The following is an 11,928-nucleotide window of genomic DNA, read 5'->3' as shown; positions in this document are numbered from 1 at the left end:
TAAGATGAAAATTAGAATAACACTTTAGACCCGCCCTGGCCTTTGTTATTGTTGTAAACTACCACTGGTGCTCCACCTTTTCTCAGTACTAAATAATTTCCTCTATCCAGATGAATTCCCATATCTCCATCAGCTCTTGGTTCTATATAAAATTTAGTACCTGGAATCTGAAATACTCCTTCTGGAATTGTTTCAGGATACGTAGGCACTGTCTGTACTTGTGTCGCTGTAGTTTGTGACTGACTTGACACTGTTTGTCCTGTAATGCCTTTTACTATAGCTGTTGCTAATTTTTCAGGATCGTACTTGTCACAATCTGACTTCGTATCACAGAAAAATGGTTCTATTAAAATAGCAGCCATTTTTGTATATTTAAGTACATATAGTCCTGTTCTTAATTGGCTACCTCTATTTCTAAATCCTAGCTCACTAGACATTTCACTGCATATCCTATCGGCATATTCTTTTCCACTAGCACTTATATACTCAACTTCACAGCCATTGGCCTTATCTGTTTCATAGGCGTTTACATGCATGCAAATATGGAGCTGTGAACCTATAGAGTTAGCTTTGTTAACTCTATAAGCAAGACTTTGTCCTAAAGATAAACCTGGGCTTGCTGAAGGTGTACAATCATAGCAGATATGTCCTAGTTGCTGCAACTTTTTAATAACAAGTACTCCATATTCTCGGCAGTCATGTTCCTCATTTCTATATCCTTCAGCTCCTCTATCCTCTCCAGTACCATGGCCAAAATCATAAGTTATTACCATAAAATCATTTCCTTTCCTTATTTTTTTGTAAAAATAAACCCCAGTATTGTTACAGCTATTCCTGAACATATTGAGGTTATAACAGCTAATTTAATTTTTGAGTAATCCTGTGATGGCCTTGTCTCTATATTTTCAAGTTTTGAACCAATATCTTTGATACTGTCCTTAATTTCATTAAGTATTTTAAATATCATCTTTATCTGTTCACCACCTGAAGCAGAAAATTTTTCAACAACAATTACCCTTTCATCTAAACTTTTAAGCTCACTTTTCAGTGAACTTACATCATCTTTTAAGTTTTGGATGTAAGGGCACTCTTTACAATTATCATTCATTCTAGGCCTCCCATTTAAGTGTTTTAATCAAAATAAAAAGACTACTTCTAGTCCTTATTTTTCTTTATAGTTAGTACGTAAAGATATTCTATTGTAACGTAAATAAATCTTTATAATTTTTCAATAACCCTGCTGGCTTCTTTTCTTCAAAGAGCTTATACCTTAAATAATCATCAACATATATAGCAAATGGTACTAGAAAAAACCACAGCACAGCATAAGGCAAACATGTCTGTCCATATAAGTTAAAAGGCTCATTAGAATAATCCCATATATCAAGGCCAAGCCACACATTTAAAATCATCCCACTTGCAAATTCTAAGATAAGAATTATAAAAGTACCTATCAAACATTCCTGCCACATCTTTCGGTCATAGAATTTAGGGTACTCATTTAATCTTCCTATTAGGAAAGCACTCAAGCCACCAACCACCAGCATACTTATATGCGTCCAGCCTCTCCATACACCTTCCAGTACCATGTATATAGCACCCATTGTAGCTATTAATATTAAGTCTTTATATATTTTATTTTTCAATATACATCCCCCATTTTTGATTAAAATAAAAAGACTATATCTAGTCCTTAGGTTTCATCATTCTTATTTCAAATTTATCATCAAGATTATCAATTAATTTACTTCCATCAGATTGTGGAGTTAACAATACTGCTTTTAAATCATCTACACCATAATCATTAAACCACTGTTCTTTTTGAGTATCATCTGTTGGTATCCCTAATAAAGTAAGTGAATTATCTTTTACAGAATAATATTGATTATTTTTCATAATTAAATATTTATTTAAATTGGGGTTGTAAGGTTTTAATATTCCATTTGAATCTATATCTATAGCATCAAAAACACTATAAATACTTGAATTTTCATCATTTGTACAAAACATAAATGAATGCTCTTTATTTGCTAGATCTCTTTTTTCAAATAACAAGCAACTACTAATAAGACTACTTTCATATTCTGAAAAAGGATATTTTATACCATCAATAGTAATAGTAATATTTCCACTACAATTAGGAGCTGCCCCAGCTATAATTCTTAATTTATTTCCAGTAAAATTAAATTTAACTATTGAATTTTTATTTATTGAATAATGACAACTTCCTCCAGAATAAGTATTGTTTGTTTGGATATACCATTGTCCCTCGTAAGTAATGATACTATTTGTATCTTCTATACGTTGCCAACCTATTTCTGGTGCAGTTAATGTTTGTCCTATATAAGCTAAAAATTCACCTGTATTTTCTATATCAATAGAATTTATATTAAAATTTTTGCCGGATGTTTCTTCTATTATTACTTCATATTCATCTAAAGGAATAGCAGGGCTTTCATGTACTAAAGTAAGATTAAGTGCATCTTCAGTACAATGCTCATTAAAAGTATAATTTGATATAATCTGATTTGTTTTAAGAGAAGTTATAATTACCTTACACTGATTTGAATAATATCCTCTACCGCATCCAATCATTCTAAATTTAGTTCCTAAAAATTTAAATTTAACTTGATGTTTTAAAGAACCTAACTGATATTTTATTAAATGTCCAGAATTATCATCATATAATTGCCAATCAGTACCTATAAATATTAATCTTCCTTCATTATATTGAGATCTTTGCCATCCCGTTTCTGGTTGTATTACACCCGTTGTTCCTACACTTAATGTCATTCTTTCACTTCCTATCTTTATAAAGCCTGCAATATTAAACTAATTAGTAATTTATTTTTATATCTCCTGAAAATTTTACAAGCACCTGCAGTTGGGTATTTGAAACATATACTACATCATACATATCCTCCTTAGCTTGTATCCATTTACCTTGTCCATCATACTGTAAATCTAAATTATCAATGCTCTCTGTATCTGAAATACTATTCATAGACAGTAAATAAGCAAACCTTATTTTTTTATTTGCATTAAGCAAATTCCAGTAAGTAGAATTAATAGCATTGAAAATAGACATATCTATACCTTTTGTCTTTACATCATTCATAGTTAAACTTATATCTTCCCAATGATCCGTATTAAAAGTTTTCCATGTTGTGCCACCGTCTACACTTATAACTACTCTTAAATTACTCCCCGTTCCTGTGAGTTTAAAATAATCTATATTCTGTACATAACTTAAATCTTTATCACCACTAGCAATTAATAATCTATCTGGTGGTACAGCAGTTACTGTAAGTATCTCACTTACTCCATCAACCGATTCTTCAATGTCATCTATTTCTTTAAAAATGCTCTTATCTATTTCACAGAAATATTCTTCATTGTTAGATCCTATAGATCCCTCATCTTTCATTTGATAATCATAACTTGTTTTTAAATGTACTGTATTATCAAACGCTATCATATCATCAGGTTGAAAATCACTGGATTCAGAGTTACTGAATGAATTTAAAGTTTTTATTACATTTTGGTCACCCTGTTGAAATTGTAATACATTTACTCTAGGGACTTTAAAATCCACTGTATTAATTGGAATGTCTACTTCATATGGAGCTGATACACTTCCTACTATACCCATTTTACTTATTTGCTTTAAACTTAATCCTGCTGCATCTCCAATATTCTGTAAATCTACAGTAGTAAACTTTTTTTCATCTGCAGAATAAACAACTACCTGTTTATCTTGCTTATTTGCTACATTTACATCATCTAAGCCTTCAAATTTAGTTACTCTATGAGCTATTATTTCATCTAGTATATGCTTACCTGTCCATCCTGTAGAACTATTAGTTGCAGTATCATCCAAAACAACATCTTTGTTAAGAGTTACATTAAAAAATTCACTCATACAGTCATCACCTACTCATCTATTACTAGTTGAAAATCTCTCACAGAAAAATTATGATTATCAACATTTTTAGTTATTTTAACAAATACATCTTTACTTTGTCCTTGAAGCAAATCCAAACTTACACTATCTGAATATGCTGAACCATCCAAGCTTAGTTGAATTAAATCATCACTTGCAGTCTGTATCTCTATTTTTAGCCCCGCATAATCTTTAGTATCTATGTTTTTAATTGTTATGCTCTCCTGAAGGTCTTTTAATACTACAGGACTTGTGTTAGTTACAACCAGTCCGTTATAAATTACTTCAAGTTCGTACTTGCTAAATACATATACATCACCATACTTAAGATCCAATAAATCTGATTTATATATCTGATTTCCAGTGGAGTCCTTAAAAATAAAATATCCTTGAATATTACTATCCAGAAATATTTTACACTCCAGATCGCCATTGAAGGTTCTGGTTTTTAACAAATTATTATTTGAGTCATACAATTCACATACAGTATTTTCAGGGAAATTTTGTATAGTAACATATGGACTTGCATATACTTTGTAATTATCTAATATAAAATCCTCATTACTGTATTTTTCAAAGCCCTGATGTAACACTGCATCTATAAAATTCATGCCTCCTATATTGGTGTAATTTATCCCATCATCTGATGCATAAGCCTGTACATAATTATCTTCCTTAAGTATTTTCCAAAACTTATGTTGTTCACCTTGCTTCATCTCTCTAATTCCGAAAGCATATTTATCATTGCCAAAGTATAATGAGCAGTGATCATCTATACCCACATCATTAAAGTTTTCTTTCTCAAGTTCTACAACAAATTCGGTATAGGTAAAATTTCTTTCAATCTTATTATTGGAGATTAATTTCATTTTTCCTGTGCTCATATCTCTTGTTACATTAGCGCTTCCAGCAAAATCACTGAAAGAAGAGGTTAAGAAAAAATTCTCAACCTCCAGTAATCCATCTTTAACTTTTATAAGTTTCATGTAACCAGCTCCTATACATTAGGTTGCATCATGTAATCATATGGTACAAACTCAACTACCTGTACATTAACTGTACCCGTCCCCTGAGCTATAAGTATTTTGGCCTGCTCAAGTGCATCCTGATAACAATTTGTTGAAGTTAAATTAATAGATTTTCCATTGCTATCTACTATTCCACCATAATTTAAAGAAGCTAATGTCCTGCCTTGAAGAATACCCCATTCTTTTTGTCTGGGTTTTTTAAAATCTATCGCACTAGGAATTGTTGCCATTAGTATCATCTCCCTAAAATATTTTTCTTTTCTATATTTTGCGTCTCTATATAGTAATATCTTTTGCCCTTTACCTTATCTAAATTCCTCATTAAATCACCATTTTGAGCCATTCTATTAAAATTTCTTTCTATGGCCATAGCTTTTGGATTTCTCCAAAGTAGAACTGAATTAAATTCATGATACTTTAAATAGTCTATCAAATTTGCTATAAGTACCCCTACTGCTTGCAACCCTGTATCTAAATTTAGGAAATACACCTTTTCAGCTTCCCATCTTATCCATCTATATGCTCTGTAATAATCTGCATTAGGTTTAGAAGTATCTAAGGTATACCAATCATAAAGTATCTCCATTACAAACTGCATAGATTCTTTTCCACTACAACACATCCATGCTTGTACGTCATGGTGCCATATCATAATCAAGATATTTACTAGATCCAGCATTATTTCTATACTTACTGCATAAGCAGGAATATTGAAATCTATTCCCCAACTTGCGCCCCATCCTATAGGATGATTAGTAAATCTAAGATATTCATAGTCAGGATTATTTAATAAACTGCTGTCATAATCAAAATCTTTATTTGGAATAATTATGCTGTCTCTTGGATCTGTAGGATTTAGCCACCACCAGCGTTTTATAATATCAATAAACTTATTATTTCTACCTTCCTTGTAAACTTCTCTATTTAAATCATTCCCCAAATAGTAACTTTGAATTTGTGCTATATCAGTTACAGTTAAATCAAATAATCCTTTCTCTAACTGTTTATAAATATTCATAGATGCTGTGCTTTTTAAATATCTATCGCTAATTTTAGCTATATTGTTTATTTCTTGCAGGATTAACCCAATATCATCATTACTGCAGTAAATATTCTTATCAGTTATTTTTCTAAGTAGTTTATAATTATTCTTAAAAATATTTTTAAAAACAATCTTATTAAGGCCATAGGCATTCATTTTACTAATACTTTTGATGCTCCATTTATAAAGAAGCCTTGCTTTTATGCTGCTGGATATTCTTTTTAAATTAAGTTTACTTAGGTAATTTTCATCATAATTTTTAATTATTCTTTTTGATGAATCCTTCTTTAAGGTAAATTGGTAATTCATTTTACCAATTTTTTTAATAGCAATTTTATTAATAAATTTATTTTTGATTTTAAATACATCTTTTAGATTGTATCTTCCATAAAGCCTTTTACTTAAATCAAACGAAATCTGTTTTATGTTATTTCTGATGATATACCTCTCTGTAAATTTACATACATCACCAATATATGACCTTATTAGCTCCACAGGTTTATCCTTATCAAGAATCTGCGCACTTTTGCTTAAAAATATATCATTGCATTTACCTAATAATATATTTTTTCTTCCATGATCTATGAGGTTAAAAGCCTCCTCTTTATTAAACTTATTGCCATAAATTCTTAGCATTGGTTTACCAAGTTCTATACTTAAATAATTGTTTTTAGCATTGCCTAGCTCCTTACTTTTTTCTATATCTAAGCAGCTATTCTTACCATTACTTAACTCTCTACTTGATTTTAAATTTAACTCATTATCTTTGGCAACATCCAAATTTACTCCTGATTCCACATTTATCAAAGAATTATTTTTTCTTAATCTAAAAGTGCTATTTTTTATAAAACATAAACTTTCTATTCTTAGTAAATACATTTTATAAATTTTATCCAATCCTTTAATATTGGCTTTTAATTCCTTAGTAAAATTTTTATTGCCTATTTTGCAAGACTCACTGGATAAATACCTTTTGTTATTTTTTAACATATCTGATGTATCTCTATAAAGTAGTTTTTTAGAATTTTTTTCAAATTCTTTTGAACTTTTAGAAAGCAATTTTAACTTAACTTTTGAAATTTTCCCAGCAGTATCATACTTAAAAGTTGCTCCAGAATAAATCTCCCCTGCATATTTAAAATCACACAAGGGAATTATATGCAAGGGCATTTATATCACTTCCTACTCAATGGATTGAGGACATCTAATAGCAATACAGTAATTAATATTTGAGCTATTATTTAAAAAATTAAATGGTGCTGTAATCTTAAATTTCTTGTAATTTTCCTCTGAGTCTGTTCCTTTCATATATACCAACTTGTCTGTATCATAAATACTTGAAGCATCTCCCACCAGCACATTAATCATCTTGCCACGTTCCATATCTACCGGATGAACTAATGTAATATCGGAAAACTGATGCTTTTTATGGTTCCACCTAGAACCTTCTACTCCACACTTGTCCATAAACGGATTAGTACTATAAAAAGCCGGGTAGTGTGGTTGATAGGGCATACCTATCTTATTGGCTATCATGCATACATCTGTTACACCAGTTCCTGTTCGTTCTCCATATGGATTACTATAATTTGGTTCTATCTCGGATGATGTAGTTATTCCAAAATTGTATTCATCATCTGTGTAAGCTGAATCTTCTACAGGCTTTAACGCTCCAATATAAGCATAACTTGTCAAATAATTATTATATGGTGCAACATCTGCTGACGGATCTCCCCTAAGTACAAGATTAATACTATCCTTGGTTACACAAATCCAGTATTGAACTGGCAAGAAATCTTTTATTTCAGGTTGTAAATTTCTATACCATGCTAACCTGTAATTATACCTTTCCTGTATATCCTTACTTACATCAATATCTGTACTATCTGAATTAAGTGAAGCTGCCATTTGCAGTCTTATGTTATTTAAAGCTAATCCTACTGTCATTGCACTAACATAGTCATTGTACCCATTGTCAGTGCCATCTGCATTTTGTTCAGCCATAAATTCTAAAACTTGTGCATCATTCCTGGAATGTGTTGCGCCACTAATATCGTCATAAATATGCGAACTTTTAAACTTTCGTATGGCATTATTCTCTGCTGTTGTCAATTCTCTTGTAGGTCTGCTAATTTTAACATAAAAAATCTTTCCATACGAGGTAGTTGTTTTTATTATACAAGTATCATTTGACCTAGAAACTGAAAATGTAGTCTGAACTTTATCAGTTGTGCTTCCATCTGTTATTAAATTTATTGTTCCAGCTGCTCCATTTACCCCTATTTTATCTATGCTGTCAGGTACAACTAAATTCCATTTGTATACACCTGAATTTTGAGTTATTTCCGTTACTAAGGTCTTAACTAAATTCTTTACACTACAGTTGCCCTCCATATAGTAGAAATCCTCTGTTATAGCCATTTTATCTCACTCCTACCTAATAAATATATTTTTTCTAGTAAACATATCCGTTATTTTCTTAGTTTTTAAATCTATACTGCATACTCCATATCCTAAAGGACTCGTGTTTTCAACTGTAATATTGTATTCTTTTAAAAGTACTGCACCATAAGACTTTTTTTCATATATTTTCACATTCACAGGATTTCTTAATTTTCCTTGATTATAGTCCTGGACATATATATCCAAAACTTTATTCTGGTGTCCTTTAACAGATATTATCTCAGGATTATTGTTTGATATATGCTGGAGCCAATCCCAATTTAAATAAAATCCAGGATAAGATTTATACCAGAAACAAACATGCATGTCACCCATAATTCCATGGAGATCCATATCTGTATCAGAATTTTTATCCCACTGCATACGGACTGCTATGTCCCAATCATTTGGTATATTAGGCACATCCGGATCTGGTACTGGTTGACTAGGATCAATTGTAATTTCTTTACCTTGTATGTACTCCAAATCAATTAAAGCCTGTCTGCTGTTTCCACTTTTATTATGCAAAATAAAAGAAATAGGAGTATTGGCATTTACCTTATAGTAAGTATTAAAGTATTTATGCTCCCCTATTTCTTTTGTAGTGGCACTGTCTATTATTTTATTTTTATTTATTACCAGGCTGTATCTATCTTCTTTTTTCCATCCTGTTTGATTCAGGTGTAATCCTGTTAAAAACACATCTTTATCAAAGATAAAGTCTTTCTTATAGTCCTTTATAATTGCAGGTATGTCGATCATTCCACCTTCAACTTGTTGTGTTCCATCATACTTATACAATAAGAATTGCTCTATCCTATTTTTAAGCCCTTTGTATTTTTCATCAGGTAATAAATCTTCTATTTCACTTAATAATGATTCAATATCTCCTGTATCTAGCTGTGGATATTTGTTTCTCATTGCATCATCTATTAACTTTAGTAAGTTAAATCTTAATTCAGTTTCCAGTTCATCAAAATTTATAACATACCTCGGCAAACTCATACTGCGTCCTCCAATATATTAAAATCTACCCACAATATTTTAGAAGATCCACTAACATTATTAAACATAAAGTCTATTTTCTGACCTGCAGCTACTGGATAAAACACATTAAAGAACTTATTTTCTCCATACTCTTTAGTCCTGACACCAGTAAATAATGTAGTATCTCCTGCTTTTAAATCCCATGTATCTTGAAAATTCCAGGCTGATTGAGAATATGTTATACCAGTAATTTTTCCCTTTTCAGGTACCTCAAATTCTATAGTATAAACTCCTGTGGTTGCTGGTATTTGAAGCATTTCTCCATATATTTTTTGTACACCACTTATGCCTAAATTGCCTGAAAGAGCATCCAATTTAACTCCAAGAGCATTTAATGCTGCTATTAAATCATTATAATTTACACCCTGTATTTTATCTCTTATTTGGGTAAGCAAATCTTCAATTTTATCTGTAGGAACTGTTATGCTCCCTATATCAACTTTAACTCCATTTTGTAAATAATCCTTTATTGCATCTGCTAACTCATCAAAATTTATAACATAACTTGGTAGGCTCAATTGAATCACCCCTAAACATAATCTATATTGTCAACCAGGTTGTCTGAACCTTTATTAATTTGTATTGTCTTTGTGCTGCCATCAGGATATGTTGTTTTAATCCTATATACTTTTCCATTGCTATCTCTGATAAGTTCCTCACTCCATTGGTCCGTTCCAGTTCCATATATACATTTAACTACTTTCTTTGTATTAGAATCTCTCACAAGCTGTACAGGATATTCTGCAAGCTCTCCACTGTAAGGCTGGTCCCCTGTATCTATGGATATTTTATTTTTAAGATTTCTTTTTCTAAGTTCCTGGTCTAATACATAGACTACAGGCTCCCTAAAATTCTTAAACCCACTTCCGGACATGATTAACTAGCCTCCTTCATAACGCCAGAAGCAAGCAGTTTAGGTATTAGATATATTGTATTTTTGTCTCTCATACCTTCCAATTGTAAAGTATCTTGATAGCCATCTGCCGTTACTTCCGTATCTATACCAACAACTAAATAATATCCTGGATCTGTGTTGTCTCTCAAAAGTTTAACTACCTGGCCTAGGTCAATATTCTTATTTCCCTTACACGGCAATATGGTAAGTGGAGTACTTTTTCTCCAATACTCTAGGAACTGCCAACCTGCTACTGCTTTTCTTTTTTGCTGTGTATTTGCTAGAGGATTATCTACTATTTCATACCACTTTTCACCGTTGAGATATTCGGTCATACTTGGATCTTCAAACTTGTCAAAAACAGTTTGAGTCTTATCACCATTCTTTACATCACAGGTAACTTTTAATATGTTTTTCATTAATGAAGCATCTCTTCCGGCATCATCTGAAGAGTTATTTGAACTATCTTTATAAACCCAGTCAAAATGGTTTTTATCTCCACCACCTTCTATATAAGACGGATACTGATCTTCCAAAATAATAGTTCCACTTTTGCTGCATCTAATAGCTGCATGCATTGTCTCTAAAAAATTCTGTATAACATCTGCATACACTGTGCCTTCAGCTATCTTTAAATTGGATATGCTGTAATTATCTCCTCCTGCTTGATAAAAGTTAAGTCCTGCTCTTCCTACTAAATCTGCAATTACATTTACTGCAGTAGTAGCACCATAAACTATATCTTCATTTGTGGCATTTAAAAGCCTATAGAACATATCGTGACAAGTTAATGTGATAGTCTTATCTCCTTCATTATAGTTATATTTCTTTATAACTCCTGAGTATTGAATCAGATCATCAAAATAAATCTCAATGTGTGCATAGTTGTCAATTATTCCTGTGTTGCCCCCCTTAAATGCTGCTAGTGGAAGTTTTTCGTATTCCATAATTATAGTAGACTCTGTAACCTGGGTATCTTTAGCCCTGTTTGTTTTTATGCTTGTAAGGCTGTTTCTCACTGTAATCTTATCTGCATCACTTGTACCATAACTTACATAGCCTGCCTTTTTGTATATAGTTACGCTAGAGTCCATCATTATCACTCACCCATCCAGAAACATCATGATTGCAAAGCATCTCAAGTGATATATAATATATATCTCCTTCAATTGTTGTATCCAGATCAAATTTATTTTGAAGATAACCTTTATACATTATTCCAAATTCATTTATTAAAGTTAACCTCTCGCTGTATCTTTTAACAAATTCCAGATACTTCTGTGCATTTATCTGGGTTTCTGAATCTGTATCACCTTTAATTTGAAAAGCAGCTGTAAATTCAATTATACAATCTGATTTGACGTTATCCTGAAATTGGCTGTAACCAGAAACAGTTCTTACGGCCTTTCTAAAATAAGCAGGACGAGGAGGTTTATAATTTGTTATTGCTGCACCTGTATCTGCACCATCTGAATACAAAAGTTGTATATTAAATTCATTAAGTCTAGATATATCCAAAACAAGCCACCTC

The 11,928-nt window shown here is 31.4% G+C and carries 14 protein-coding genes; all 14 read right to left on the bottom strand.

The genetic code is table 11. The features are described from left to right. Window positions 1-11: 11 nt before the first annotated feature. Window positions 12-773 carry an N-acetylmuramoyl-L-alanine amidase gene (locus tag CLCOS_RS19905; RefSeq protein WP_063601128.1) on the bottom strand — a complete coding sequence of 254 codons (762 nt, stop codon included), beginning with the start codon at window positions 771-773 and terminating at the stop codon, window positions 12-14. Between the two features lie 17 nt (window positions 774-790). Beyond that, the gene (locus CLCOS_RS19900) at window positions 791-1,108 is read right to left on the bottom strand and encodes a hypothetical protein (protein ID WP_063601129.1); all 318 of its coding nucleotides are present in this window, start codon (window positions 1,106-1,108) and stop codon (window positions 791-793) included. Between the two features lie 88 nt (window positions 1,109-1,196). Further along, complete coding sequence (locus tag CLCOS_RS19895) at window positions 1,197-1,646, bottom strand: putative ABC transporter permease (protein ID WP_063601130.1); 450 nt, start codon at window positions 1,644-1,646, stop codon at window positions 1,197-1,199. Between the two features lie 40 nt (window positions 1,647-1,686). Beyond that, window positions 1,687-2,793, bottom strand: a complete 1,107-nt coding sequence (locus CLCOS_RS19890; RefSeq protein WP_063601131.1) for a hypothetical protein — start codon at window positions 2,791-2,793, stop codon at window positions 1,687-1,689. Between the two features lie 43 nt (window positions 2,794-2,836). Further along, a complete protein-coding gene (locus tag CLCOS_RS19885) occupies window positions 2,837-3,922 on the bottom strand; it encodes a hypothetical protein (RefSeq protein WP_063601132.1) in 1,086 nt (361 codons plus the stop codon). Window positions 3,923-3,933: 11 nt separating this feature from the next. Next, window positions 3,934-4,929, bottom strand: coding sequence for a hypothetical protein (locus CLCOS_RS19880; protein ID WP_063601133.1), 996 nt, complete (start codon window positions 4,927-4,929; stop codon window positions 3,934-3,936). 11 nt (window positions 4,930-4,940) lie between these two features. Next, window positions 4,941-5,201 (bottom strand): hypothetical protein, encoded by a 261-nt coding sequence (locus CLCOS_RS19875; protein ID WP_063601134.1) that lies wholly within the window; start codon window positions 5,199-5,201, stop codon window positions 4,941-4,943. A 5-nt stretch (window positions 5,202-5,206) separates the two neighbouring features. Next, the gene (locus tag CLCOS_RS19870) at window positions 5,207-7,183 is read right to left on the bottom strand and encodes a hypothetical protein (protein WP_063601135.1); all 1,977 of its coding nucleotides are present in this window, start codon (window positions 7,181-7,183) and stop codon (window positions 5,207-5,209) included. Window positions 7,184-7,195: 12 nt separating this feature from the next. After that, entirely contained in the window at window positions 7,196-8,434 is a 1,239-nt protein-coding gene (locus CLCOS_RS19865) for a hypothetical protein (protein WP_063601136.1), read from the bottom strand. Window positions 8,435-8,446: 12 nt separating this feature from the next. After that, entirely contained in the window at window positions 8,447-9,460 is a 1,014-nt protein-coding gene (locus CLCOS_RS19860) for a hypothetical protein (RefSeq protein WP_063601137.1), read from the bottom strand. After that, a complete protein-coding gene (locus CLCOS_RS19855) occupies window positions 9,457-10,020 on the bottom strand; it encodes a hypothetical protein (protein ID WP_063601138.1) in 564 nt (187 codons plus the stop codon). Before CLCOS_RS19855 ends, CLCOS_RS19860 begins: the two co-directional genes overlap by 4 nt. Window positions 10,021-10,031: 11 nt before the next feature. After that, entirely contained in the window at window positions 10,032-10,376 is a 345-nt protein-coding gene (locus tag CLCOS_RS19850) for a hypothetical protein (protein WP_063601139.1), read from the bottom strand. 2 nt (window positions 10,377-10,378) lie between these two features. Beyond that, entirely contained in the window at window positions 10,379-11,491 is a 1,113-nt protein-coding gene (locus CLCOS_RS19845) for a hypothetical protein (protein WP_242866919.1), read from the bottom strand. Continuing rightward, the gene (locus CLCOS_RS19840; protein ID WP_063601141.1) at window positions 11,481-11,915 is read right to left on the bottom strand and encodes a hypothetical protein; all 435 of its coding nucleotides are present in this window, start codon (window positions 11,913-11,915) and stop codon (window positions 11,481-11,483) included. Before CLCOS_RS19840 ends, CLCOS_RS19845 begins: the two co-directional genes overlap by 11 nt. Between the last annotated feature and the right edge of the window lie 13 nt (window positions 11,916-11,928).

Origin of the sequence: Clostridium coskatii, from assembly GCF_001675205.1 — a bacterium.
Classification (GTDB): domain Bacteria; phylum Bacillota; class Clostridia; order Clostridiales; family Clostridiaceae; genus Clostridium_B; species Clostridium_B ljungdahlii.
Note: the sequence above shows the minus strand (reverse complement) of the source record. Positions and strands in the feature narration are given on the sequence as shown.

Bases quoted from the DNA above. Each gene is read 5' to 3' on its own strand.
- CLCOS_RS19885 (WP_063601132.1), bottom strand. From the start codon at position 3,922: ATGAGTGAATTTTTTAATGTAACTCTTAACAAAGATGTTGTTTTGGAT.
- CLCOS_RS19865 (WP_063601136.1), bottom strand. From the start codon at position 8,434: ATGGCTATAACAGAGGATTTCTACTATATGGAGGGCAACTGTAGTGTA.
- CLCOS_RS19875 (WP_063601134.1), bottom strand. From the start codon at position 5,201: ATGGCAACAATTCCTAGTGCGATAGATTTTAAAAAACCCAGACAAAAA.
- CLCOS_RS19870 (WP_063601135.1), bottom strand. From the start codon at position 7,183: ATGCCCTTGCATATAATTCCCTTGTGTGATTTTAAATATGCAGGGGAG.
- CLCOS_RS19880 (WP_063601133.1), bottom strand. From the start codon at position 4,929: ATGAAACTTATAAAAGTTAAAGATGGATTACTGGAGGTTGAGAATTTT.
- CLCOS_RS19905 (WP_063601128.1), bottom strand. From the start codon at position 773: ATGGTAATAACTTATGATTTTGGCCATGGTACTGGAGAGGATAGAGGA.
- CLCOS_RS19845 (WP_242866919.1), bottom strand. From the start codon at position 11,491: ATGGACTCTAGCGTAACTATATACAAAAAGGCAGGCTATGTAAGTTAT.
- CLCOS_RS19890 (WP_063601131.1), bottom strand. From the start codon at position 2,793: ATGACATTAAGTGTAGGAACAACGGGTGTAATACAACCAGAAACGGGA.
- CLCOS_RS19860 (WP_063601137.1), bottom strand. From the start codon at position 9,460: ATGAGTTTGCCGAGGTATGTTATAAATTTTGATGAACTGGAAACTGAA.
- CLCOS_RS19850 (WP_063601139.1), bottom strand. From the start codon at position 10,376: ATGTCCGGAAGTGGGTTTAAGAATTTTAGGGAGCCTGTAGTCTATGTA.
- CLCOS_RS19900 (WP_063601129.1), bottom strand. From the start codon at position 1,108: ATGAATGATAATTGTAAAGAGTGCCCTTACATCCAAAACTTAAAAGAT.